Here is a 24151-nt window from a genome sequence, read left to right on the forward strand (position 1 = left end):
ATCAGTCCTTCGGAGGCGGCGGGGCGAGCACTTCACGGTTGCCGTTGTGCTGCGGCGCGCTGACGATGCCGTCCTGCTCCATCTGTTCGACGAGGCGGGCGGCGCGGTTGTAGCCGATGCGCAGGTGGCGCTGCACGCCGGAGATCGAGGCGCGGCGCGTCTCGGTCACCACGCGCACCGCGCGGTCGTAGAGGGCGTTGTCGCTGTCGCTGTCGCCCTCCGCGTCCTGCGGCAGGCCGGAGTCGTTGATGATCTTGCCGTCGGACGTCGACTGCACTTCCTCGAGCACGCCGTCGATGTAGTTCGGCGTGCCCTGCGCGCGCAGCCATTCCACCACGTTGTGCACCTCGTGGTCGTCCACGAAGGCGCCGTGCACGCGTTCCGGCGTGGCCGTGCCCGGCGGCAGGTAGAGCATGTCGCCGTGGCCCAGCAGGGCTTCCGCGCCGGACTGGTCGAGGATGGTGCGCGAATCAATCTTCGAGGACACCTGGAAGGCGATGCGCGTGGGAATGTTCGCCTTGATCAGGCCGGTGATGACGTCGACCGAGGGACGCTGCGTGGCGAGGATCAGGTGCACGCCCGCGGCGCGCGCCTTCTGCGCCAGGCGTGCGATCAGCTCCTCGACCTTCTTGCCGACGATCATCATCATGTCGGCGAATTCGTCGATGATGATGACGATGTGCGGCAGCGGCTCCAGCGGCTCGGCCACCATGCCCGGCATGTCCGGGTTGGCGCGGAACAGCGGATCGAGCAGCGGCTGGCCGTTGTTCTCGGCGTCCTTCACCTTCTTGTTGAACCCGCCGAGGTTGCGCACGCCCACGGCCGCCATGAGCTTGTAGCGGCGCTCCATCTCCGCCACGCACCAGCGCAGCGCGTTGGCGGCTTCCTTCATGTCGGTGACGACCGGCGCCAGCAGGTGCGGAATGCCCTCGTAGACCGAGAGCTCCAGCATCTTCGGATCGATCATGATCATCCGGACGTCCTTGGGGCTGGACTTGTACAGCAAGCTCAGCACCATGGCGTTCACCGCCACCGATTTACCCGAACCGGTGGTACCGGCCACGAGCAGGTGGGGCATCTTGGCGAGGTCGGTGACCACGGCCTTGCCGCCGATGTCCTTGCCCAGGGCCAGCGCCAGTGGCGACTTCACCTGGTCGTAGCGCTCCGAACGCAGGATCTCGGACAGGTAGACGATCTGTTTCTTGGTGTTCGGGATTTCCAGGCCGATGACGTTCTTGCCCGGGATGACGTCGACCACGCGCACGCTGACCACGGAAAGGCCGCGCGCGATGTCCTTGTCGAGGCTGGAGACCTGGCTGCCGCGCACGCCGGCGGCGGGCTCCAGCTCGAAGCGGGTGATGACCGGACCGGGATACACCCCGACCACGCGGGCGTCGACGCGGAAATCCTTGAGTTTCAGTTCCACCTGGCGCGAGAGCACCTCGAGGGTTTCCTCGGAGTAACCGGGGCCCTGCGGCGGCGCTTCGTCCAGCAACGACAGCGGCGGGATCTCGCCGTCCATCGATGCGCCGGTGAACAGCGGAATCTGGTTCTCGCGGGTGGCGCGTTCGCTCTTGACCACCATCGGCGTCGGCGTCTCGATGCGCACGGGCTCGCGCCTGGCCTGCTTCACCGCGTCGGCCTTCTTGACCACCTCGCGCTCGGCACGGGCCGAACGCGCGGCCATCACGTCGGGCGCGCGGCGCAGCTTGCCGCCGAACCAGCCGGCGACACGCATGACGATCTCGCCGGTGCTGTCCATCACCCGGAACCACGACAAGCCGGTGGCCAGGGTCACGGCGATGAGGCACACCGCCAGCAGCAACAAGGGCGCGCCCTTGTCGCCGAAGGCGTTGTGCAGGCCATGTCCCACCCACTTGCCGACGATGCCGCCCGGACCTTCCGGCAGCACGGTGGCGTCCACGTTGAGGTAGACCAGCGCCGGTGCGGTGATGAAGAAGAAGACGAAGCCGATGAGCCGTAGCGACGGCTCCCAGGGCTGCACGTTGCGCTCGCCGCGATGGCGGATCACCTGGATGCCCAGCGCGAGGAGCAACAACGGAAAACCGTACGACACCAGGCCGAAGATGTACCGGAGCAGGTTGGCGATGTTCGCTCCGACCGCGCCACCGAAATTGGTGGCGCGCTCGGCGACGCCCATGTGGCCCCAGCTCGGGTCCTGGTCGTTATAGCTGAGCAGACAGACGAGGAGGTAAAGGGCGAGCGGGACCAGGAGCAGTGCCCCGGCCTCGCGCAGGCGGCGCTTGAGCTCGTCGCTCAAGCCCTCCCGCTGGGCCTTGACCTGCGCCTTGGCCTGCTTCTTTACGACTTTCGCGCTACGCGCCACTAACGAACGACCTCGGTCCCGGTGTCCGGCATCATGCCATGCCCTGGAGGGCCGGGTGCACGATCTTGCCGTTCTCGATGTTGATGCCGGCGGCCAGCGGGGCGTAATCGCGCCACTCGTTGCCGGCGGCCAGGCGCTGCACATACGGCAGGATGGCGGCCGAGATGGCGGTGGACGAGGTCTGCGGCACGGCGCCCGGCATGTTGGTCACGCAGAAGTGCGTCACGCCGTGGACGTCGTAGGTGGGCTCCTTCCAGGTGGTCGGACGCGAGGTCTCGAAGCAGCCGCCCTGGTCGATCGAGATGTCGACGAGCACCGAGCCCTTCTCCATCGTCTTGACCATGTCCTCGGTGACCACGCGCGGCGCCTTGGCGCTGGGGATCAGCACGGCGCCGACGACGATGTCGGCATTGCGCACTTCCTCGGCCACCGACGACTCGTAGGCGTACAGGGCGGTGACGTTCGGGCCCAGGGCCATCATCTCGGCCATGCGGTCCGGACGCTTGTCGAACACGACCACGTTGGCGCCCGCCGAGGCGGCCAGCGCCGCGGCGTTGCCGCCGGCCGCGCCCGCGCCCAGCACCACGACCTTGCCGCGCGGCGTGGAAGCCATGCCGCCCAGCAGCTTGCCCTTGCCACCATTGGGCTGGTGCAGGAGGGTGGTGCCGATCTGGGTGGCGATGCGGCCGGCGATGACCGACATCGGCAACAGCAGCGGCAGCGCGCCGTTCTCGTCCACGGACTCGAAGGCGACGCCGGTCAGGCCGATGTCCAGCAGGCTGCGGGTGAGCGCCGGCTCGGCGGCCAGGTGCAGGTAGCAGAACAGCAGGTGGTGCTTCTTCAGCAGCTTGAGGTCGCCCTCGATCGGCTCCTTGACCTTGACGATCAACTCGCCCTTTTCATAGACGGCGGCGGCGTCGGGCAGCACGGTGACGCCCAGCGCGGCGTAGTCGGCATCGGCGTAGCCGCTCTTGCTGCCGGCGCCGGCCTGGATGAATACCTCGTGGCCGCGACGGACGAGGTCGGCGGCGGCGGCGGGAATGAGGGCCACGCGGCCTTCGAGGGTCTTGGTTTCGGAGGGGATACCGATGCGCATCGTATGGAGGATCCTGAATGAGCTGACTAAAGTCGGACAGAATAAGCAAATGTCTTGAATCGCACCCCCGTGTTCCCCATTCTTCCGGGTCGACAACGTGACTCGCGGACCTCGATACGGCCTTAGCATCCTGCCGCAAGAGGCGAGCGGTACGACTGAAACACGCTGCAGTTAAACCTCAAGGATTATACATGAGCACCCCCAAGCACAGCCGTCTGCTGATCCTCGGCTCCGGCCCCGCCGGCTACACGGCCGCGGTTTACGCCGCCCGAGCCAATCTGAAGCCGACGATGATCACCGGCCTGCAGCAAGGCGGCCAGCTGATGACCACCACCGAGGTGGACAATTGGCCGGGTGACGAAAAGGGTGTCCAGGGTCCGGAACTGATGCGCCGCATGGCCGAGCACGCCGAGAAATTCGAGACGGAGATGGTTTTCGACCACATCCACAGCGTCGACCTGGGCAACCGCCCCTTCCGCCTCAAGGGCGACAGCGGCGAGTACACCGCCGATGCGTTGATCATCACCACCGGCGCCACCGCCAAGTACCTGGGCATCGCCTCGGAGGAGAAGTTCAAGGGCCGCGGCGTCTCCGCCTGCGCCACCTGCGACGGCTTCTTCTTCCGCGACCAGGACGTGGTCGTGGTCGGTGGCGGCAACACGGCCGTGGAAGAGGCGCTGTACCTCGCGAACATCGCCCGCAAGGTCTACCTGGTCCACCGCCGCGACAAACTGCGTGCCGAAAAGATCATGCAGGACAAGGTGTTCGAGAAAGCCGCCGCCGGCAAGATCGAGCTGCTCTGGAACCACCAGATCGACGAGATCCTGGGCGACGACTCCGGCGTGAATGGCGTCCGCGTGAAGGACGTGAACACCGGCGTCAAGCGCGACCTCGATGTCCAGGGCTTCTTCGTGGCCATCGGCCATACCCCGGCCACCGGCATCTTCGAAGGCCAGCTAGAGATGAAGGACGGCTACATCCAGATCCAGTCGGGCCTGAACGGCATGGCCACGGCCACCTCGGTGCCGGGTGTGTTCGCCGCCGGCGACGTGGCCGATCACGTCTACCGCCAGGCCATCACCTCGGCCGGCTTCGGCTGCATGGCCGCGCTGGACGCGGAACGCTGGCTCGACCAGCAGCACCTGCTGGCCTGACCGGCATCGTCCCGCGCCAATCGGCGCTGGGCCTCCCGCCGCATGTACGAGATCCGCTTCCTCGACGGCATCGGCGGCATCGCAGCCGCCGACTGGGACGCGCTCGTGCCCGACGGCAACCCCTTCGTCTCGCACGCTTTCCTGAGCGGCATGGAGGCCAAGGGCTGCCTGCGTGAGGACTACGGCTGGCGTCCGTACCATCTGGGCATCTTCGAACACGACCGGCTCATGGCCGCCGCGCCCACCTACCTCAAGGGCAACTCGCATGGCGAGTTCGTCTTCGACTGGAGCTGGGCCTCGGCGTGGGAGCGCGCCGGCGGAAACTACTACCCGAAGCTGCTCGTCGCCTCGCCCTACTCGCCTGTACCCGGGCCGCGCCTGCTCGTGCGCGATGGCCTGGACGCCGAGGTGTTGCGCAACCAGCTCACCGCCGCGCTGGTGGACGAGGCCGATCGTCTCGGACTCTCGTCGATCCATGCCAACTTCCTCGCCGATGCCGACCTCGACGCGTTCGACGACCGCTGGCTCGCGCGCGCCGATTACCAGTTTCACTGGCACAACCGTGGCTACGCCGGTTTCGACGATTTCCTCGGCGCGCTGACCTCCAAGAAACGCAAGAACATACGCCAGGAACGCGCGCACGCGCGCGCGGCGGGGCTCACCCTGGAAATGCGTGGCGGCGACGAGCTCAGCGATGCGGAGTGGCGGCAGATCCACGCGCTCTACGAACTCACCTTCGACATGAAGGGCAACCATGCCGCACTCACCGCGCGGTTCTTCCAATACCTGGGCCGCACCCTCGGTTCCAATGTGCAGGTGGCGCTCGCGCGCGACACGCACGACATCGTCGCCATGGCGCTGTTCCTGCGTGGCGGCGATGCGCTTTACGGGCGCTATTGGGGCGCCAGCGTCGAGGTATCCGGCCTGCATTTCGAACTCTGTTACTACCGCGGCATCGACTACGCCATCCGCCACGGCATCGAACGTTTCGAGCCCGGTGCACAGGGCGAGCACAAGCTCGCGCGCGGATTCCTGCCCACGCTCACGCACTCGCGCCACTACATCGCCCATGAAGGCTTCCGCCGCGCGGTCGCCGACGCGCTGGCACACGAAGCCAGCCATCGTGAAGCGTATCGCGAGGAACTGATGGCGCATTCGCCCTACGCCGCCCGATGATCCAGCTGCCGCAACTGCACCGCACGCGCCTGGGGCTGTTTCCGGATCCGGAAAGCGCGCTGACCGATCCGAACGGCCTGCTGGCCTGGGGCGGCGACCTATCGCCCGATCGGCTTCTCGCGGCATACAGCCAGGGCATCTTCCCCTGGTTCAACGCCGATGAGCCGATCCTGTGGTGGTCACCCGATCCGCGCTGCGTGTTCCGCACCGATGCCGTGCATGTCAGCCGCAGCCTGCGCAAGCAGCTGCGCCGATCCAACTGGCGCGTCACCGCCGATACCTCGTTCAGCCGGGTGATGCACGCCTGCGCGGCACCGCGCGATGGCCAGCCCGGTACCTGGATCGGCGACGACATGATCGCCGCCTACGAGGAACTGCACCGGCGCGGGCATGCCCACAGCGTGGAGGTGTGGGATCGCGGCTCGCTGGTCGGCGGCATTTACGGGGTGGCGGTGGGCCGGCTGTTCTGCGGCGAGTCGATGTTCAGCGCACGTACCGGCGGGTCGAAGGTGGCCCTGGCCGCGCTATGCAAGCTGCTGCATGGCTGGGGCTTTCCGCTGCTGGACGCGCAGGTCACCAACGACCACCTGCTGAGCATGGGCGCGATCGAGATCCCCCGGCGCGAGTTCGTGGTGCAGGCGCGGATGCTGTCGGCGTTGCCGGGCGTTCCCGGACCGTGGATAAAGCAGCCCGTCGCCCTGCCCTGAAGAGCATCGCCGACAAGGTCGGCTCCCACCAGAGCGGGATAGCGGCTGACTGGCAATGGCTGTGAAGCTTGGTGGGAGCCGACCCTGTGGCGATGGGTGCTTGCCCCAACAAGCCACAGCGGGAGCCGCTTCACCGTGAGAGCCGCTTCACTGTGGGAGCCCCTTTCACTGTGGGAGCCCCTTTACTGTGGGAGCTCCTTTACTGTGGGAGCTCCTTTACTGTGGGAGCCGCTTCAGCGGCGATGGGTGCTTGCCTTAACCTGGCCCGCTGCCGCGGTATCGCCGCTGAAGCGGCTCCCACAGACTGGCTGACTGGCTGACTGGCTGACTGGTAAGCAGGTAGTCAGGTAGCCAGCAGGCGAGAAGCGCGAAATCACCTCGCGCGGTGCCCACTCATCTCCGCCCCGGCATTCTTCGGCAGCAACGCACACACCGGCGCGGCCACCAGCGACACGAAGGTCACCACCAGGAAGGCCACGCTGAAGTCCGGCAGTTGCGCGTCCTCCCGCCCATGCCACGCCACCGAGGCATGCAGCGCCGCCGATGCCACGCAGATGCCCAGCGACAGCATCAATTGCTGGAACGTCGTATAGAAACTCGTGGCGCTGGAGAAGCGCTCGCTCGGCACGTCCGCATAGGCCACGGTGTTGTACGCGCTGAACTGCAACGACTGGAAAAAGCCGCTCAACAGCAGCACCGTGTAGATCGTCCATAGCGGCCAATCCGGCCGGAAGGCCGCGCACAACGCGACACACAGCATCGACAGCACGCCGTTCCACACCAGCGTGCTGCGGAAGCCCCACATGCGCAGCACGGGTGCCGCCGTCGCCTTCATCAACATCGCGCCCAGCGCCGATACGAAGGTGACCACGCCGCTATGCGCCGCCGAAAGACCGAAGCCCAGCTGCATCATCAAGGGCAACAGGAATGGCACCGAACCGGCGGTGATACGCGTGAGCGACCCCGCCACCACGGATAACCGGAACGTGGTGAAGCGCATCAGCGAGAGGTCGAGGATCGGATGCTCCACGCGACGCGAATGCCACACGTAGAGCGTCCCGACCAGCAGGCCACCGGCGATCAGGCCGGTCGACCCGTAGAACGAGGTCGCGCCATGGCTGACCATTTCAAGCCCGAACACCAGGCACGACAGCGACACACCCGACAGCACGAAGCCGAGCCGGTCGAAGCGGACCTTGTCAGGCAGGCGCACGTCGGGAATGTATTTCGTGGCCAGCCACATGCCGGCGATGCCGATGGGCACGTTGATGTAGAAGATCCAGCGCCACGACGCCCAGGTGACGATGAAGCCACCCAACGGCGGCCCCACCACCGGTCCGATCAGCGCGGGCACCAGCAGCCATGACATCGCGGAGACCAGTTCGGACTTCGGCACGGAACGAAGCAGCACCAGGCGACCCACGGGCACCATCATGGCGCCGCCGATGCCTTGCAGCAGGCGCGAGAGCACCAGCAGTGTCAGGTTGCCCGATACCCCGCAGAGGATGGAGCCGAGGGTGAACAAGGCGATGGCCGTGCGGAAGACGTTGCGCGAACCGTAGCGGTCGGCGATCGCGCCGCTGGCCGGGATGAACACCGCGAGGCTGAGCATGTACGAGGTGAGCGCCACGCTCATGTGCAGCGGCGAGACCTCGAACGATTCCGCCATCGCCGGCAAGGCCGTGGCGAGGATCGTGCCGTCCAGTTGCTCCATGAACATCGCGCTGGCGATGATCAGGGCCACGGTGCGGAAGCCTGGGGCGGAAGTCATCCGGGGAACGGCGGCGAGGGAGCGCATAGTTTGCGCCCGCAACCTTCAAAGGTCGAGATGCCGCTCGCTGCGGAAGACACGCTCCGTGCCGGTCAGAGGGTCGACGAAGCGGAGTTCGCGGGCCAGCAGGCGCAACGGGTCCGTGAAACCGGCGGCCTCCTCGCGCAACACCGGATAAAGCGGATCGCCCGCGATGGGCGCGCCCAGTGCGGCCATGTGCACGCGCAACTGGTGCTTGCGCCCAGTCACCGGTTGCAAGCGATACAACCAGTGCTGCGCACCGCGTTCGATCACGTCGATGCGGGTGCGCGCGTTCGCCGCGCCCTCCACTTCCCGCATGCGGAAGAACGGCTCGCCCGGTTCGAGGCGGCTTTCGTGGACGAAGGGAAAGTCGTCTTCCGTGCGGCCAGGCATCGGCGCGGCGACGGCTTCATAGGTTTTCTCGATGGCGCGGTCGCGGAACAGGCGCGTATAGCCATCCCGGCTGGACGGCCGGGCCGAGAACACCACCAGGCCCGCCGTGGCCCGGTCGAGGCGGTGCAAGGCGACAAGGTCGGGGTTGTCGAGGCGGCGCACCAGGCGGACAGACAAGGTTTCCTCCACGTAGCGTCCCGCCGGCATCACCGGCAGGAAATGCGGTTTGTCCACGACCACGAGGTCGTCATCGATGTGGAGAATGGTCTCCTCGAAGGGAATGCGGGGTTCGTCAGGCACTTCCCGGCGATAGGTGACGACAGCGCCGGGACGGTACGGCGCCAGTCGATGCACCTCGACGCCATCCGCCGTGACGGCACCGCGCTCCATGCGCTCGATCCAGGCCTCGCGGTCGACGGCGGGGAACCGCTCGCAGAGGAAGTCCACGATCGAAGCCCAGCCCCCGGGAGGGAGGACGATGCGGCTGGTCGGCTGGTGCGGGTCCATGGGGGGATTGTAGAAGCATATACTCCGGCCATCGTCCCACCCCCAGCATCGGAGCTCCCCGTGATCGGCCGGTTCTTCAGGAAGTGGTTCGGCGGCGCCAGAGGGCGTGCCGCCATCGCGCAGGATCGCCCCCCTCCGTTGCAGTCCCTGCCGTCGACCACGATCGATGGCGCGGCGCCGCCCGGCGCACTCGCCGCGGACGACGTCGAAGACCGCTTCTACCGCCTCGTCTTCGCCATCGGCCCATCGCGCGATCCCGGCTTGTCGCCGGCCGAGCAGACCGTGCTGCGGCGCGTTCGCGAGACTTTCGGCGGCGAACGCTTCGACGTCGGAACCCTGCCCCGCCTGCCGGCGGTCGTGCCGCAATTGATGCGCTCGCTGCGCAACGACGATGCGGACAGCCGCACCCTGGCCGAACAGATCGCCCGGGACACGGTGCTGGTGGGCGAGATCATCCGCGTGGCCAACAGCGCGTACTTCCGCACGGCACGGCCAGTCACAAGCCTGCCCCAGGCCATCACCCTGCTCGGCCAGGATGGCTTGCGCCGCGTGGTGATGCAGATGGTGATGCGGCCCATCCTGCGCAGCGATGACAGCGTGGCCAGCCAGCAAGCCGGCGAGAGGCTGTGGGAGCACGCCGAGCGCTGCGCCCGCGCGTGCATCTTCCTCGGCCGCGGTGCATGCGATCCGTTCGAGGCCTTCCTCGCCGGGCTGGTGAGCCAGACCGGTGCGCAGGCGATCCTGCGCGAAATCGAACGCCTGCCGGACGCGGCGTCGATCGCCTTCAGCCGCCCCTTCGTGGCGGCACTCGCGCAGCAGGTCGAGCGCCTTTCACTGCACGCCGCACGGCACTGGAACTTCCCGTTGCGCGTGGTGCAGGCCCTGGCCGAGCGGGCCGATCCCGCCGATGCGGGCGCGCGCACGCCGCTGGGTCGGGCATTGCTCGCCGCGAGCCGCGTCGCGATGCTGGACGTGCTGACCGAACATGGTGTCGCCGAGGCGGATGCCGTGCTGCTGGCGACACCGGCCCAGGGCTTCAGTCAGGATTTGCTGCTGGCGTGCCGCGACGAACTTCGCAGCGCGACGACGCCCGCGGAGGCCTGACCGCCCGGTCAATCCTAGCGCCGGACCCCGGTGGCCAGGACATCCGCCCAGAGCTGATCGGCAAGCTGGGTCGAGGCCCCATCGATCAGCTTCGGCACCAGTACGTCCAGACGCGGTGCGGCCGGATCGACCGGCAGCGACTGGTGGATGCGGTAACCCTTCGCTGACACGAGTCCGCGCGCCACGATGCGGCAGCTCGCCGACATCTCGAGGTTCGCCACCGGCGGCTCGGCGTCCTTCGCCACCGAAACGGCAAGCTCCAGCCCGCGGCAATGGATGATCAGGTCGGTGATGTAGTTCGGCTGCAACGCCGTGCGCAGACGCGCCTGCACGGCGGAGGCGATATCGGGCGTCACTTGCACCTTCGCCGCCGAATCCAGGCCGGTCACCGTCACCACGGTCTCGCCACGGTTATCCACCGTCAACCAGGGCGAGGCCGGGCTGGCGGAAACCAGCCGGCTCATGTCGCTCTGGATCATCGTCTTGCCGCCACAACCGGACAGCACCAGGACCGCGGCCACGGCCAGTACGTACTTGATCACCTTCATTCCCCAGAATCCCCCATCGGACAACCTCCCAATGTACCGGCAGCGCCGGGGGGCGGCAACATCGTCACGAATGTGAAGGCGTGTGAAACGCCGTCACGATCGGCGCGCGCAGCGGTTATCATGCGATTTCACCCTTGGCAGGGACATGATGATCGATGTTTTCGGCGCGACAGACTCCGGCCACGGGCACGGATGCCCTCGCTCGCTTGGGCTGGCATGATTTCGAGCATCTGCTCGCCGAGCACTACCGTGACCAGGGTTGGCGGGTGGAATACCACGCGCCGCCGGCGTCGCTGAAGCACCTGGGCAGCAGCCTCGACCTGCGCCTTCATCGCGGCAACGAGACGGTGATCGTCCAGTGCAAACACTGGGACACCGTGGAAGTGCAGCTGGCGGAAGTGAACGAACTGCTCAGCACGATGCTCAACGAGGCGGCCACGCGCTGCGTGTTGGTGACCCGTGGACGCTTCAGTGCCGAGGCGCGCGCCGTGCCTCGGCGCCAGCCGCGCCTGCAACTCGTCGATGGCGATGTATTGCGGGTGATGTTGAAACTGCCTGGTCACCTCGATACCTCGGCCCCAAGCATGGCGTTGCCCAGCGTGGCCGCGCGCAAGGGGGCGTCCGCGGGTCGCGCATCCGGCGAGCCCAACGCCAGGTTGCTTCCCATACTTCTTTTCGTGGTGATCGCCGCGCTGCTCGCGATCTTCGTGTGGCGGATGATGACACCTCGCCATGACGCCGCCATGTCTTCGGCGCCGACGGATGAAGCGGCCGCGGCGACACCTCCGCCGCCCGTGCAAGCGATATCTCCCCCGGTACAGCCGGCTCCCCCGGTCGCACCCGCCGAAGCACCGTTGTCGCGCGAGCTGGCCGAACGTGAGCGCCTGCGCGAAGCGGCATCGTCGGGCTCGACGCGCGATGCGCACCGCCAGGCCGACGACGCCATCAAGGTCATGGAACGCAACACGCGCGAGGTCGGTAACGCGGATTGAGCGCACAAACGGCGCTGCGTTCTTTCACGCTGACGAAATCCCGTCCAGTCTAAGCTGAAGCGAGACCCCGTCGCCTGGAAGCACCCATGACCGAGACGCTCTCGCCCGACCTCCTGCGCCGCATGCATGCCTACTGGCGTGCCGCCAACTACCTGTCCGTCGGCCAGATCTACCTCCGCGACAATCCCCTGCTCGAGAAGCCGCTGGGCAAGGAGCACATCAAGCATCGCCTGCTCGGCCACTGGGGCACGACCACCGGCCTCAACTTCATCTATACCCACCTGAATCGCGCGATCGTCGAGCGCGACCTCGACATGATCTACGTGATCGGGCCAGGCCACGGCGGACCCGGTCTCGTCGCCCATACCTACCTGGAAGGCTCCTACACCGAGGTGTATCCGCATATCGAGCGCAGCGCGGCGGGCATGCGCGAACTGTTCCGGCAGTTCTCCTGGCCTTACGGCATACCCAGCCATGTCGCCCCGGAAACGCCGGGCTCGATCCACGAAGGCGGTGAATTGGGTTATTCGCTCTCGCACGCGTTCGGCGCGGCCTTCGATAATCCCGACCTCGTCGTGACCTGCATCGTCGGCGACGGCGAAGCAGAAACCGGCGCGCTGGCCACGAGCTGGCATTCCAACAAGTTCCTCAACCCGGCGCGCGACGGCGCCGTGCTGCCCATCCTCCACCTCAACGGCTTCAAGATCGCCAATCCGACGGTGCTGGCGCGCATCGAGCCGGAGGAGTTGCGTGACCTCATGCGCGGCTACGGCTATGAACCGCACTTCGTCGAAGGGCACGAGTTCGAGCCCATGCACCAGGCCTTCGCCACGGCGCTGGATCATTGCCTCGACGAGATCCGTCGCATCCAGGACGAAGCGCGCGCGGGCGGTGCGGAAACCGCGAAGCGGCCGCGCTGGCCGATGATCGTCCTGCGCAGCCCGAAGGGCTGGACGGGCCCCAAGGAAGTGGATGGCAAGCCGGTGGAAGGCACCTGGCGCGCGCACCAGGTGCCGATCGCCAAGTTCGACACCGAGGACCACGTCCGCCTCCTCGAGGACTGGATGAAGAGCTACCGGCCCGAGGAACTGTTCGACGAGCGCGGGCGCTTCCGCGAAGAGTTCGCTTCGCTGGCGCCGACCGGCCGGCGCCGCATGGGCATGAACCCGCATGCCAACGGAGGCTTGTTGCTGAAACCCCTGCACATGCCGCACTTCCGCGATTTCGCCGAGCAGGTGAAGACCCCCGGCGACCACAAGGCCGAAGCCACGCGCGTGCTCGGCAGGTTCCTGCGCGAGGTGATGCGTCAGAACATGCAGACCTTCCGTCTGTTCGGCCCGGACGAATCCGCATCGAACCGGCTGGAGGCCGTCTACGAGGCCAGCGGCAAGACGTGGATGGCCGACATCGAGGCGGTGGACGAGAACCTCTCGCCGGCCGGACGTGTCATGGAGGTATTGAGCGAACACCAGTGCCAGGGCTGGCTGGAGGGCTACCTGCTGACGGGACGGCACGGCTTCTTCTCGTGCTACGAGGCCTTCATCCACATCATCGATTCGATGTTCAACCAGCATGCGAAGTGGCTGAAGGTCACCCGCACGATGGCGTGGCGGCCACCGATCGCCTCGCTCAACTACCTGCTGAGTTCGCACGTGTGGCACCAGGACCACAACGGTTTCTCGCACCAGGACCCGGGTTTCATCGACCATGTCGCCAACAAGAAGTCCGAGATCGTGCGGATCTACCTGCCGCCGGACGCCAACTGCCTGCTCTCGGTCACCGACCATTGCCTGCGCAGCCGTCATTACGTCAACGTGATCATCGCCGGCAAGCAGCCCGACTGGCAGTGGCTGGACATGGAAAGCGCGGTGCGCCATTGCACGGCGGGCGCCGGCATATGGGAGTGGGCCGGCCGCGGTGGCGACGATCCCGACGTGGTGATGGCCTGCGCGGGCGACGCGCCGACGGTGGAGGTGCTGGCGGCGGTCATGCTGCTTCGTGAATATGTGCCTGACATTCGCATCCGCGTGGTCAACGTCGTCGACCTGATGTCGCTGGAGACGCCCGACGAGCATCCGCACGGCATGGACGACGACCAGTTCGACGACTTGTTCACCCGCGACAAGCCGGTGATTTTCGCCTTCCATGGCTACCCCGGCATCGTGCACCGCCTGACCTATCGCCGGCACAACCACGACAACATCCACGTGCGTGGCTACAAGGAAGAAGGCACGACCACCACGGCACTGGACATGATGGTGCTGAACAACATGGACCGTTTCCAGCTCGCGCTGGACGCGATCAACCGCATTCCGCGCCTGGAAAGCCAGCGCGAGAAGGCGGCGCAGCGTTACTGGGCGGACATCGAACGGCACAAGCTCTATGTCAGCGAACACGGCCAGGACCTGCCCGACGTGCGCGGCTGGCAGTGGAAGGCCGAGGAAACCGCATGACCGACGGCACCGGCCACGTATTGGCCCTCAACACGGGCTCGTCGTCACTGAAGTATGGCTTGTACCGCGTGTCCGGCGAGACCTGCGAGGGCCTGCTGGCCGAACAGACGGAAATCCCGGACGGCGATGCCGATCCCGTGGCGGCGATCGTCGGCACCTTGACGCAACGCGGCCTTCCCAGGCCCGATGCCATTGGCCATCGCATCGTCCACGGCGGTCCGAACATTCGCGATCACGCGCGGATCGACGACGCGTTGATGGTGCATCTGGAAGAAGCGAAGGCGTTCGCGCCGCTGCACGTACCGGCTGCCGTGGAGATGGTGAAGCTCGCTTCCCGCGCGTTTCCGGATGCACCGCAAGTGGCTTGTTTCGACACGGCGTTCCACGCTTCCATGCCGGCGGTGGCGAAGGCCCTGCCCTTGCCCGCCGACCTGCGTGAAGGCGGCATCGAGCGCTACGGTTTCCACGGCTTGTCGTACGAGTCGATCGTGCGCCAGCTGGGCGGGTCGATTCCGTCGCGTGTCGTCATCGCGCACCTGGGCAACGGCGCGAGCCTGTGTGCCGTGCGCGAAGGCAGGTCGGTCGATACGACGATGGGACTGACGCCGACGGGAGGCATCGTGATGGGGACGCGCCCGGGCGACCTGGACCCTGGCGTACTGCTCTATCTCATGCGCGAGCGTGGTTACGACGCGAAGCGGCTGGAGTTGCTCGTCGACCGGGAATCCGGATTGAAGGGGTTGTCCGGTGGCACGAGCGACATGCGCAAGCTGCATGCGATGGGCAACGCGGCGTCGAAACTGGCGCAGGACGTGTTCGTGCACGTGGCGCGCAAGCATGTCGCGGCGATGGCGGCTTCGCTTGGCGGCATCGACCTACTGGTGTTCACCGGGGGGATCGGCGAGAACGATGGCGTGACGCGCGAGGCGATCGTGGCGGGGGTGCGCTGGATGGGTGGGTTCGAGGTGCGCGTCATGGCGACCGAGGAAGACGAGCAGATCGCGAGGCATACCTGGCGCCTCGCTTCGTAGCCATCGCCGACAAGGTCGGCTCCCACCAGGCAAGGCACACCCTGTCTGCGGAGCATGGTTCCCATCGAGCAAGGCACACCCTGTCCAGCGGAGCGTGGCTTGGTGGGAGCCGACCCTGTCGGCGATGGCGGGAACCACCTAAGCAGCGACGTGTAGAAGCCGCTTGTGTGGGAGCCGCTTAAGCGGCGATCCGCGCAAAGCGCGGCCCGCCGCCCCAGCCCCCCAACACCGTCAAACAACCACCACCGGAATCTTCCCGATCTTCGACCGCCACTCCTTCGGCCCCGTCTCATGCACCGACGTACCGGCGCTGTCGACCGCGACCGTCACCGGCATGTCCTTCACCTCGAATTCGTAGATCGCTTCCATGCCCAGGTCCTCGAAGGCCAGCACGCGCGAGGCCTTGATCGCCTTCGACACGAGATAGGCGGAGCCGCCCACGGCCATCAGGTACACCGCCTTGTTGTCGCGGATCGCCTCGATCGCCGCCGGGCCGCGCTCGGACTTGCCGACCATCCCCAGCAACCCCGTGGACTCCAGCATCTGCCGGGTGAACTTGTCCATGCGCGTGGCCGTGGTCGGGCCGGCGGGACCGACCACTTCATCGCGTACCGGATCGACCGGGCCGACGTAGTAGATGAAGCGGTTGGTGAAGTCCACCGGCAACGTCTCGCCGCGGTTCAGCATGTCGATCATGCGCTTGTGCGCGGCATCGCGGCCGGTGAGCAGCTTGCCGTTGAGCAGGATGGTCTCGCCCGGCTTCCAGCCCTGCACTTCCTCGCGGGTGATCGTGTCGAGGTTCACCCGGCGCCCCTTGGAGGCGTCGTAGGTAAGCTTCGGCCAATCTTCCAGCGACGGCGGATCGAGCGCGACCGGGCCGGTGCCGTCGAGCACGAAGTGCGCATGGCGGGTGGCGGCGCAGTTGGGAATCATCGCCACCGGCAGGTTCGCCGCGTGGGTCGGGTAATCCTTCACCTTGATGTCGAGCACGGTGGTGAGGCCGCCCAGGCCCTGCGCACCGATGCCCAGCGCATTGACCTTCTCGTACAATTCCAGGCGCAGTTCCTCGGCGCGATTGGACGGACCGCGAGCGATCAGGTCGACGATGTCGATCGGCTCCATCAGCGCCTCCTTCGCCAGCAGCATCGCCTTCTCTGCGGTGCCGCCGATACCGATGCCGAGCATGCCCGGCGGGCACCAGCCGGCACCCATCGTCGGCACGGTCTTGAGCACCCAGTCGACGATCGAGTCGGAAGGGTTGAGCATGGCGAACTTGGATTTCGCTTCCGAGCCGCCACCCTTCGCGGCGACGATCACGTCCACCTTGTCACCGGGGACGATGGAGACGTTGACGACGGCCGGCGTGTTGTCGCGCGTGTTCATCCGCTTGCCCGCCGGATCGGCCAGCACCGAAGCGCGCAGCTTGTTGTCCGGATGGTTATAGGCGCGGCGCACGCCCTCGTTGACCATGTCCTCGACGCCCATGGTGGCGTCGTCCCAGCGCACGTTCATGCCCACCTTGAGGAAGACGGTGACGATGCCGGTGTCCTGGCAGATCGGCCGGTGCCCTTCGGCGCACATGCGCGAGTTGATAAGGATCTGCGCGATGGCGTCCTTCGCCGCCGGGGATTCTTCTCGCTCATAGGCGGCCGAGAGGTTCCGGATGTAGTCCACCGGGTGGTAGTACGAAATGTACTGGAGGGCGTCGGCGACGCTGGTGATGAGGTCGTCCTGCTTGATCGAGGTCATGGCGCTACGGCTGGCTCGCGAGGCTGGCAAAACAGCGATTTTAGCGCACCGGGCCGGTGTAAGGTGCCGGGGCACCGGCCGGTCTGTTCCAGGCACCCCCGAGAACCACGGAGTTCCCATGCGCCACCCGTTCCGCATCGCCCTCTTCGCCTGCGCCCTCGCCGCCACCGCCCTGGGCGTCGCGCGGCCGGCCGTCGCCGCCCGGACCGCTCCCGAATTCGCCGGCATCGCCACCTGGCAGAACTCCAAGCCGCTCACCATGCGCCAGCTTCGCGGCAAGGTGGTGTTGATCGATTTCTGGGCCTATTCCTGCATCAACTGCCTGCGCACCCTGCCCCACGTCACGCGCTGGTACGACCAGTACAAGGACAAGGGCCTGGTGATCGTCGGCGTGCACTCGCCGGAGTTCCCGTTCGAGAAGCAGGAAGGCAACGTGCGCGATGCGATCAAGCGCTATGGCATCCGGTATCCGGTGGCCCAGGACAACGACCTGGAAACCTGGGATGCCTGGGACAACCAGTACTGGCCGGCGGAATACCTGGTGGACCAGCGCGGCAATGTCGTCGCCCACCACTTCGGCGAGGGCAACTACATGGAGATGGAGAACGCCACCCGCACCTTGCTCGGCCTGCCACGCCTGACGGACGAAAAGGCTGCCGGAAGTGACAAGGACGCCCCGGATTTCAACCAGTTGGGTTCGCCGGAGATGTACTTCGGCAGCGACCGCAGCAAGAACAGCGCGAGCCCGGAAGGCTCGGACAAGGGCACGCGCGACTTCACGGCGCCGTCGAGGCTGGAACTCAACCAGTTCGCCCTGGTGGGTCGCTGGGAGATCGGCCGCGACAACGCCAGCCTGGTCGGCGCCCGTGGCGAGATCCGCCTGCACTTCAAGGCGAAGAAGGTGCACATGGTGGCCAGCGCGAACGACCCGGTGACCGTGGAGGTGCTGGTCGACGGCAAGCCACAGGCGCCGGTGACGATCCAGGCGTCACAGTTGTACACGTTGTACAGCGCGGCGGACTACAAGGATCACGTGCTGACGATTCGCATCCCCAAGGCCAATTTCCACGCGTTTACCTTCACCTTCGGGTAGGGCATCGCCGACAGGGTCGGCGAAACACTCTTGCAAGAGTGTTTCTTAAGATATATCGTACGACCACTACGTACGATATATCGGAGTACACCCATGCACCTTTTCCACCATGCCCGGCATCGTTTCCACGAGCACATGGCTGCCATCGGACGCGGCGGCGCTGGCCGTTTTGGCGGCGGCCCCTTCGGTTTCGACGACCGTGACGGCATGCGCGGCGGTCGCGGCGGCGGGCGCTTCGGCGGTCGGATGTTCGGCACCGGCGACCTGCGCCTGCTCCTGCTCGCCCTGATCGAGGAACAGCCCCGCCACGGCTACGAACTGATCCGCACCATCGAGGAAATGTTCGACGGCCAGTACAGCCCGAGCCCGGGTGCGATCTACCCGACTCTCACCATGCTCGAAGAATTGGGCTACGCCCGCGTCGAAGCCGAGACCGGCGGCAAGAAGCTCTACGCCATCACCGACGTCGGCCGCGCCTTCCTCGCCGAGAACCGCGACAGCCTGGACGCCCTCACCGAACGTCTGCAGGTGATGTCCCGGCACATGCGCCGGATGACCGTGCCCAATCCCGTGCGCGAAGCCATGCATGTGCTCAAGCACCAGCTGATGAACCATCACAAGGCCTGGGACGACGCCGAGATGAAACGTGTCGCCAAGCTGATCGAAGCCGCCGCGAAGGCGGTCGCGGAGCGCCAGGGATGAGCGAACGCCATGCGATCACGCGCGTGCGCCACGCGCTGACGATGCGTCGGCTCGACGTGGTCCATGTGCGGCGCCTCACGCCGCACATGGTTCGCGTGACGCTTGCCGGCAAGGACCTGGAAGGCTTCGTGTCCGCGTCGCCGGACGACCACGTGAAACTGTTCTTCCCGGTCGCCGACGGGTCGATCAATCCGCCGGCGTTCGGCCCCGACGGCCCGGTCTACCCTGAAGGCGTCGAGCCTTCGCCCGCTCGCGACTACACGCCACGCCGCTACGACGCCACGCGCAACGAACTCGACATCGATTTCGTCCTGCATGGCGAAGGCCCGGCATCCACCTGGGCGGAAAACGTCAAGCTGGGCGATACCCTCGGCGTCGGCGGCCCGCGCGGCTCGATGATCGTACCGGATGACTTCGACCACTACGTGCTCGTCGGCGATGCGACCGCCCTGCCCGCGATCGGCCGGTGGCTGGAAGAAATGCCCGCGGCCACCCCGGTGACGGTGCTGGCCGAGATCGCCTCGAACGAAGAACGCCAGGCACTGAGGCGCGACGTCCGATGGTTCGTCGCGGGCGAATCACCCAGCCTCGACGACGCGCTGGCCGCGTTGCCGATTCCCGCGGGCGATACCTTCTGGTGGGTCGCGACGGAGTCGAAGCGCGCCCGCGCGCTGCGTGCCTTGCTGGTCGAGGAGCGGCGCATCGACAAGGAATGGGTCAAGGCCACTGGCTACTGGCAGGCCGATTGATCCCGCGGATGTACTCACGCCAGCTCCACCTCGCTTAACCTTCACCTCCCAAGAACACATAACCTTGGCGGGCTTCAGGTTAACTCTGGGCCCGTTGCAGGAGCGGAGGCGGCACGATGCGGCGAGGCAGGAAAATACTGGCGTGGGTACTCGGGATACTGATCCTGCTCATCGTGGCGATCGTGTTGTTCGTCGCGTTCTTCGACTGGAACCGGTTGAAGCCCCCCATCAACGAGAAGGTCTCCGAGGCGATCGGCCGCCCTTTCGCGATCAACGGCGACCTGTCCGCCCACTGGTCGCGCGAGCCGGGTGAAGACGGGCTCGTGGGGCTCGTCCCCTGGCCGCATTTCACGGCGCGCGACATCACCGTGGCCAATCCGGACTGGGCGAAGTCGAAGCAGTTCGCCACGCTGGCCACGCTGGATTTCCGCCTTTCACCCTTCCCGCTCATCGCCCACCGCATCGTCGTGCCGGAGATACGCCTCGGCCAGCCGCAGATCGCCCTGGAGCGCGTGAAGAACGGCAACAACACGTGGACCTTCAAGCTCCCCGAAAGCAGCGGTCCCTCGGAATGGCAGCTCGAACTCAATGCCATCGCCTTCGACAAGGGCCACATCGACTTCTCCGACGCGACGAACCAGATCGTCATGGGCATCGACGTGACGCCGCTCGGCAAGGGCATCCCGTTCGACGAGATCATGGCGCAACAGGAAAAGGATTCGCGCGCGCAGGCCAACAAGATCACCGGGGCCAGCGCCCGGACGATGGCGAAGAGCGATGCCGACGAAAAGGACCGGCAGGACGAGACGAAGAAGAAGCAGGTCTACTACTTCGCCTGGGACGCCAAGGGCACGTACAAGAAGTCGACCGTGGCGGCCAAGGCACGCACCGGTGGGGTGCTGGCGCTGCGGGATGCCAACCGGCCCTTCCCCGTGCAGGCCGATGCACGCTTCGGCGACACGCGCATCGCCTTCGTGGGCACGCTCACCGATCCGCTGAACATGGGCGCGCTCGACGTGCGCCTGTGGTTCTCCGGCACAAGCATGTCACACCTCTACGATCTCACCGGCGTGGCCCTGCCGGATACCCCGCCGTTCGCCACCGAAGGCCACCTCAAGGCCAACCTGAAGAAGGGCGCGAGCGTCTACACCTACGAGAACTTCACCGGCCGCGTGGGCGGCAGCGATCTCGGCGGTAGCCTCGTCTTCGATACCGGCGGCCAGCGCCCGAGCCTCACCGGCAAGCTGAAGTCCAACCAGTTGCTCTTCAGCGACCTGGCACCGCTGATCGGTGGCGGCTCCAACGAGGAAAAGGCGCAACGCGGCGATTCGATGAAGCAACCGGCGGACAAGGTGTTGCCCGTGGAGCCGTTCAAGACGGACCGCTGGAACGCGATGGACGCCGATGTGCAGTTCACCGGCGTGAAGATCGTCCATGGCGAACGCCTGCCGATCGACAACCTCTCGACCCACCTGGTGCTGAAGGACTCCGTGCTGGTCCTCGACCCGCTGAAGTTCGGCGTCGCCGGTGGCACCGTGGGCAGCAACATCCGCCTGGACGGCACGAAGACACCCATGAGGGGCGGCTTCAACCTCGGCGCGCGCCACCTCAAGCTGAAGGAACTCTTCCCCACCTTCGCGCCGATGCAGACGAGCTTCGGCGAAATGAACGGCGACGCCTCCCTCACCGCCACCGGCAACTCGCCGGCCGCCTTGCTGGGCAGTTCGAACGGCGAGGTGAAGCTGCTTATCAACGACGGCGCCATCAGCAGTTCGCTGCTGGAACTGGCGGGGTTGAATGTCGGCAGCTACGCGGTCAACAGGTTGTTCGGCGACGAGGTGGTGAAGATCAACTGCATGGCCGCCGACCTGGTCTCGACCAACGGCGTGATGGAGTCGCGGTTGTTCGCCTTCGACACCGAGAAGGCGCTGATCAACGTCACCGGCGACATCGATTTCCGCGAAGAGAAGCTCAACCTCGATATCGTGCCGCATACGAAGGGCTTCCGGCTGTTCTCGCTGCGCTCGCCCTTGTACGTGCACGGCACGTTCAAGGATCCCGCGCCGGGCGTGCATGCCGGTCCGTTGATCCTGCGCGGCGGTGGCGCGGTGGCGCTGGCGGTGTTCGCCGCACCGGTCGCGGCGCTCGCCGCCCTGGTGGTTCCGGAAAGCGGCAAGGCGGATGCGACGCAATGCAAGCCGCTGCTGGACGACCTGCGCAAGAATCCACCGAAGGCTCCGCCGGCAGGGAAGGCGCCGCCAGCGGGGAAGGCGCGCGGCTGATCTGGCGCCGCCGCCGCGAGCACCCATCGCCGACAAGGTCGGCTCCCACCAAAGAGCGGCCAGCTCGGTGGGAGTGGCAAGCTCCGGTGGGAGCCGACCCTGTCGGCGATGCTCTTGCCGGGTGCCAGCTCCTACAAAACATCCCCGCCTTCGGGCAAGCTGTGCCGATGTCTCCCTCACGCAAAGCCCACCTGCAGATCCACTTCTGCGTCCTGCTCTGGGGCTTTACCGCCATCCTCGGTAAGTTGATCACGCTGCCAGCGCTGCCACTGGTGTGGTGGCGCATGCTGCTGGTGTCGGGCACCCTGCTCTGCGTGCCCAGGGTCTGGCGCGAATTGCGCGCGATGCCACCACGCCTGCTGTTGTCCTATGCGGGTGTCGGCGTGATCGTGGCGCTGCACTGGCTCACCTTCTACGGGGCCATCAAGCTCGCCAACGCATCGGTCGCCGCCACTTGCATCGCCCTGTGCCCGATATTCCTCGCGATCGTCGAACCCTGGGTGGCGGGGCGCCGTTTCGATCCACGCGAATTGCTGATCGGCGCGGCGGTGGTGCCAGGCGTGGCGCTCGTGGCCGGCGGATTGCCTGGCGACATGCGCCTGGGCCTCGCCGTCGGCGTACTCTCCGCACTGTTCGTGGCCTTCTTCAGCGCGCTGAACAAGCGCCTGGTCGAGCGGGCTGACGCGTTGACGGTGACCTGTGTGGAACTCGGCACCGGCACGCTCTTCCTCACCGCGCTCGCCCCCTTCCTCGCCTCGCCCGCGTTCGTCCTGCCCGATGCGCACGACGGCGCACTGATGCTCGTGCTCGCCTATGGTTGCACGCTGTTGCCCTTCGCACTGGCGCTCGCCGCGCTACGGCATCTCTCCGCGTTCGCGACGCAAATGGTGACGAACCTGGAGCCGGTGTACGCCATCGTCCTGGCGATTCCGCTCCTGGGCGAGCAGCGCGAACTGGGCTGGACGTTCTACGCCGGCGTGGCGGTCATCCTGGCCGCCGTGTTCGCGCATCCCTGGCTGCATCGTGGGGAAAAGGCGGAAGCGGCGGACCTCGTGACACCGTGACGCGCCCGCATAAACCCCGGGCCCGCTGCCGCGGAATCGCCGACAAAGTCGGCTCCCACGGCGACTAGCTCACCATGCTTTCAGGCGCGGCCGCGGGCGCGCACGGTGCGCTGGCGGCGGGTGCGTTGGGCCACCGAGCGCACGGCGGATTTTTTACGGGGCGACGAGCGCTTGGCTCGCGAAGGCGGGCGTGAGGGTGTCACTGGTAACTCCGGAAACGGAACCGGGAGGGTGGATGCTCTCCCCCTCCCGGTGAAAAACCCGCTAAGACGCGATCAGATCAGCTTGATCTCGCGCAGACGTTCCTGAAGGTACTCGTGCGCCGTGATCGGCTCCGGGTAACGCTTCGGGTTGTCGGGCGTGACGCAGGACGGCAGCACGTCGAGCACCACGTCGGGGTTGGGGTGCAGGAAGAACGGCACGGAATAGCGCGGCTTGCGCGCGTTCTCGTTCGGCGGGTTGGTCACGCGGTGGGTGGTGGACGGATACACGTGGTTGGTCAGGCGCTGGAGCATGTCGCCGATGTTGACCACGATGGCGTCGCCCTCGGTGGTGATCGGCAGCCATTCGCCTTCGCGCGTGAGCACTTCCAGGCCTTCGGCGCTCGCGCCGACCAGCAGCGTGATGAAGTTGATGTCCTCGTGCGCACCGGCGCGCACGTTCGGCACGTCGGCCTGCTCGATCGGCGGGTAGTGGATCGGGCGCAGGATCGAGTTGCCCGAGTCGATCTTGTCGTCGAAGAAACGCTCCGGCAGCTCGATGTGCAGGGCCAGGGCGCGCAGCACACGGGCGCCGAGCTGGTCCAGCGCCTCGTACAGCCCGTAGCCGTGTTCCTTGAAGTCCGGCACTTCGGCCGGCCACACGTTGGGCGGCATCACGTCGGCGAACTTCGAATCGCGCGGGATCTCGCGGCCGATATGCCAGAACTCCTTGAGATCCGCGAACTTGCTGTCCTTGGCGGTCTCCACCTTGAACGGCGTGTAGCCGCGCGCGCCGCCACCACCGGGGATGTGGTACTTGCGCTTGGTCTCGTCCGGCAGCGCGAAGAAGCGCTTGAAGGCGTCGTAGGCGCCGTCGATGGCCTCTTTCGCGATGCCGTGTCCGCTGATGCAGCAGAAACCGAATTCGCGGTATGCCGCGCCCAGCTCGGCCACGAAGGCCTCGCGGTCGGTGTCGTAGCGACGGATATCGAGGGTGGGAACCTTCTTCATG

At 66.5% G+C, this 24151-nt stretch carries 19 protein-coding genes; 12 read left to right on the forward strand and 7 right to left on the reverse strand.

The features are described 5' to 3' along the window. Position 1: 1 nt before the first annotated feature. The gene (locus tag J2T07_RS03070) at positions 2-2347 is read right to left on the reverse strand and encodes a DNA translocase FtsK (protein WP_306847135.1); all 2346 of its coding nucleotides are present in this window, start codon (positions 2345-2347) and stop codon (positions 2-4) included. A 31-nt stretch (positions 2348-2378) separates the two neighbouring features. Further along, positions 2379-3443 (reverse strand): alanine dehydrogenase, encoded by a 1065-nt coding sequence (locus J2T07_RS03075; protein ID WP_306847138.1) that lies wholly within the window; start codon positions 3441-3443, stop codon positions 2379-2381. Between the two features lie 191 nt (positions 3444-3634). On the opposite strand from J2T07_RS03075, the gene trxB reads away from it, so the two are divergent. From trxB to aat, 3 genes are read left to right on the forward strand one after another with little or no spacing between them, the layout of a single operon-like run. Continuing rightward, positions 3635-4597 (forward strand): thioredoxin-disulfide reductase, encoded by a 963-nt coding sequence (trxB, locus tag J2T07_RS03080; RefSeq protein ID WP_306847140.1) that lies wholly within the window; start codon positions 3635-3637, stop codon positions 4595-4597. 42 nt (positions 4598-4639) lie between these two features. Then, positions 4640-5773: a GNAT family N-acetyltransferase gene (locus J2T07_RS03085; protein WP_306847142.1), complete on the forward strand. Its 1134-nt coding sequence runs from the start codon at positions 4640-4642 to the stop codon at positions 5771-5773. Further along, on the forward strand, positions 5770-6480 hold the full coding sequence (aat, locus tag J2T07_RS03090) for a leucyl/phenylalanyl-tRNA--protein transferase (protein WP_306847144.1): 711 nt from the start codon (positions 5770-5772) through the stop codon (positions 6478-6480). Before J2T07_RS03085 ends, aat begins: the two co-directional genes overlap by 4 nt. 373 nt (positions 6481-6853) lie before the next feature. On the opposite strand, the gene J2T07_RS03095 is transcribed toward aat, so the two are convergent. Both J2T07_RS03095 and J2T07_RS03100 read right to left on the reverse strand, forming a co-directional pair. After that, positions 6854-8251, reverse strand: coding sequence for an MFS transporter (locus J2T07_RS03095; protein ID WP_306847146.1), 1398 nt, complete (start codon positions 8249-8251; stop codon positions 6854-6856). A 45-nt stretch (positions 8252-8296) separates the two neighbouring features. Continuing rightward, positions 8297-9172, reverse strand: a complete 876-nt coding sequence (locus J2T07_RS03100) for a pseudouridine synthase (protein WP_306847148.1) — start codon at positions 9170-9172, stop codon at positions 8297-8299. A gap of 60 nt (positions 9173-9232) precedes the next feature. Between J2T07_RS03100 and J2T07_RS03105 the strand changes: the two genes are divergently transcribed. After that, on the forward strand, positions 9233-10276 hold the full coding sequence (locus J2T07_RS03105; RefSeq protein ID WP_306847149.1) for an HDOD domain-containing protein: 1044 nt from the start codon (positions 9233-9235) through the stop codon (positions 10274-10276). A gap of 14 nt (positions 10277-10290) precedes the next feature. Here J2T07_RS03105 and J2T07_RS03110 read toward each other — a convergent pair whose 3' ends face one another. Next, a complete protein-coding gene (locus tag J2T07_RS03110; protein ID WP_306847150.1) occupies positions 10291-10824 on the reverse strand; it encodes a hypothetical protein in 534 nt (177 codons plus the stop codon). 155 nt (positions 10825-10979) lie between these two features. Between J2T07_RS03110 and J2T07_RS03115 the strand changes: the two genes are divergently transcribed. From J2T07_RS03115 to J2T07_RS03125, 3 genes are all read left to right on the forward strand, one after another. Beyond that, the gene (locus J2T07_RS03115; protein WP_306847151.1) at positions 10980-11816 is read left to right on the forward strand and encodes a restriction endonuclease; all 837 of its coding nucleotides are present in this window, start codon (positions 10980-10982) and stop codon (positions 11814-11816) included. An 86-nt stretch (positions 11817-11902) separates the two neighbouring features. Beyond that, a complete protein-coding gene (locus tag J2T07_RS03120; RefSeq protein ID WP_306847154.1) occupies positions 11903-14269 on the forward strand; it encodes a phosphoketolase family protein in 2367 nt (788 codons plus the stop codon). After that, entirely contained in the window at positions 14266-15300 is a 1035-nt protein-coding gene (locus J2T07_RS03125; protein ID WP_306847156.1) for an acetate/propionate family kinase, read from the forward strand. Before J2T07_RS03120 ends, J2T07_RS03125 begins: the two co-directional genes overlap by 4 nt. A 231-nt stretch (positions 15301-15531) precedes the next feature. On the opposite strand, the gene J2T07_RS03130 is transcribed toward J2T07_RS03125, so the two are convergent. After that, the gene (locus J2T07_RS03130; protein ID WP_306847158.1) at positions 15532-17049 is read right to left on the reverse strand and encodes a fumarate hydratase; all 1518 of its coding nucleotides are present in this window, start codon (positions 17047-17049) and stop codon (positions 15532-15534) included. A gap of 118 nt (positions 17050-17167) precedes the next feature. Here J2T07_RS03130 and J2T07_RS03135 point away from each other — a divergent pair, with 118 nt between their 5' ends. The 5 genes from J2T07_RS03135 to J2T07_RS03155 all read left to right on the forward strand — a co-directional run bounded on the left by J2T07_RS03135 (position 17168) and on the right by J2T07_RS03155 (position 22939). Beyond that, positions 17168-18142, forward strand: coding sequence for a thioredoxin family protein (locus J2T07_RS03135; RefSeq protein WP_306847160.1), 975 nt, complete (start codon positions 17168-17170; stop codon positions 18140-18142). Positions 18143-18235: 93 nt separating this feature from the next. Continuing rightward, positions 18236-18844 carry a PadR family transcriptional regulator gene (locus J2T07_RS03140; protein WP_306847162.1) on the forward strand — a complete coding sequence of 203 codons (609 nt, stop codon included), beginning with the start codon at positions 18236-18238 and terminating at the stop codon, positions 18842-18844. Next, positions 18841-19593 (forward strand): siderophore-interacting protein, encoded by a 753-nt coding sequence (locus J2T07_RS03145; RefSeq protein WP_306847164.1) that lies wholly within the window; start codon positions 18841-18843, stop codon positions 19591-19593. Before J2T07_RS03140 ends, J2T07_RS03145 begins: the two co-directional genes overlap by 4 nt. Before the next feature lie 116 nt (positions 19594-19709). Next, positions 19710-21875 (forward strand): AsmA family protein, encoded by a 2166-nt coding sequence (locus tag J2T07_RS03150; protein WP_306847165.1) that lies wholly within the window; start codon positions 19710-19712, stop codon positions 21873-21875. A gap of 167 nt (positions 21876-22042) precedes the next feature. After that, positions 22043-22939: a DMT family transporter gene (locus J2T07_RS03155; RefSeq protein WP_306847167.1), complete on the forward strand. Its 897-nt coding sequence runs from the start codon at positions 22043-22045 to the stop codon at positions 22937-22939. Between the two features lie 275 nt (positions 22940-23214). On the opposite strand, the gene J2T07_RS03160 is transcribed toward J2T07_RS03155, so the two are convergent. Next, positions 23215-24150 carry an isopenicillin N synthase family dioxygenase gene (locus J2T07_RS03160; protein ID WP_306847169.1) on the reverse strand — a complete coding sequence of 312 codons (936 nt, stop codon included), beginning with the start codon at positions 24148-24150 and terminating at the stop codon, positions 23215-23217. Between the last annotated feature and the right edge of the window lies 1 nt (position 24151).

The sequence above is a fragment of the Luteibacter jiangsuensis genome, from assembly GCF_030812295.1.
Taxonomy (GTDB): domain Bacteria; phylum Pseudomonadota; class Gammaproteobacteria; order Xanthomonadales; family Rhodanobacteraceae; genus Luteibacter; species Luteibacter jiangsuensis_A.

Excerpts from the sequence above, each read along its gene's own strand:
- J2T07_RS03130 (WP_306847158.1), bottom strand. The coding sequence starts at position 17,049 with ATGACCTCGATCAAGCAGGACGACCTCATCACCAGCGTCGCCGACGCC.
- J2T07_RS03095 (WP_306847146.1), bottom strand. The coding sequence starts at position 8,251 with ATGACTTCCGCCCCAGGCTTCCGCACCGTGGCCCTGATCATCGCCAGC.
- J2T07_RS03100 (WP_306847148.1), bottom strand. The coding sequence starts at position 9,172 with ATGGACCCGCACCAGCCGACCAGCCGCATCGTCCTCCCTCCCGGGGGC.
- J2T07_RS03125 (WP_306847156.1), top strand. The coding sequence starts at position 14,266 with ATGACCGACGGCACCGGCCACGTATTGGCCCTCAACACGGGCTCGTCG.
- J2T07_RS03135 (WP_306847160.1), top strand. The coding sequence starts at position 17,168 with ATGCGCCACCCGTTCCGCATCGCCCTCTTCGCCTGCGCCCTCGCCGCC.
- trxB (WP_306847140.1), top strand. The coding sequence starts at position 3,635 with ATGAGCACCCCCAAGCACAGCCGTCTGCTGATCCTCGGCTCCGGCCCC.
- J2T07_RS03110 (WP_306847150.1), bottom strand. The coding sequence starts at position 10,824 with ATGAAGGTGATCAAGTACGTACTGGCCGTGGCCGCGGTCCTGGTGCTG.
- J2T07_RS03075 (WP_306847138.1), bottom strand. The coding sequence starts at position 3,443 with ATGCGCATCGGTATCCCCTCCGAAACCAAGACCCTCGAAGGCCGCGTG.
- J2T07_RS03150 (WP_306847165.1), top strand. The coding sequence starts at position 19,710 with ATGCGGCGAGGCAGGAAAATACTGGCGTGGGTACTCGGGATACTGATC.
- J2T07_RS03145 (WP_306847164.1), top strand. The coding sequence starts at position 18,841 with ATGAGCGAACGCCATGCGATCACGCGCGTGCGCCACGCGCTGACGATG.
- J2T07_RS03155 (WP_306847167.1), top strand. The coding sequence starts at position 22,043 with ATGTCTCCCTCACGCAAAGCCCACCTGCAGATCCACTTCTGCGTCCTG.
- J2T07_RS03115 (WP_306847151.1), top strand. The coding sequence starts at position 10,980 with ATGTTTTCGGCGCGACAGACTCCGGCCACGGGCACGGATGCCCTCGCT.
- J2T07_RS03140 (WP_306847162.1), top strand. The coding sequence starts at position 18,236 with ATGCACCTTTTCCACCATGCCCGGCATCGTTTCCACGAGCACATGGCT.
- aat (WP_306847144.1), top strand. The coding sequence starts at position 5,770 with ATGATCCAGCTGCCGCAACTGCACCGCACGCGCCTGGGGCTGTTTCCG.
- J2T07_RS03160 (WP_306847169.1), bottom strand. The coding sequence starts at position 24,150 with ATGAAGAAGGTTCCCACCCTCGATATCCGTCGCTACGACACCGACCGC.
- J2T07_RS03085 (WP_306847142.1), top strand. The coding sequence starts at position 4,640 with ATGTACGAGATCCGCTTCCTCGACGGCATCGGCGGCATCGCAGCCGCC.
- J2T07_RS03120 (WP_306847154.1), top strand. The coding sequence starts at position 11,903 with ATGACCGAGACGCTCTCGCCCGACCTCCTGCGCCGCATGCATGCCTAC.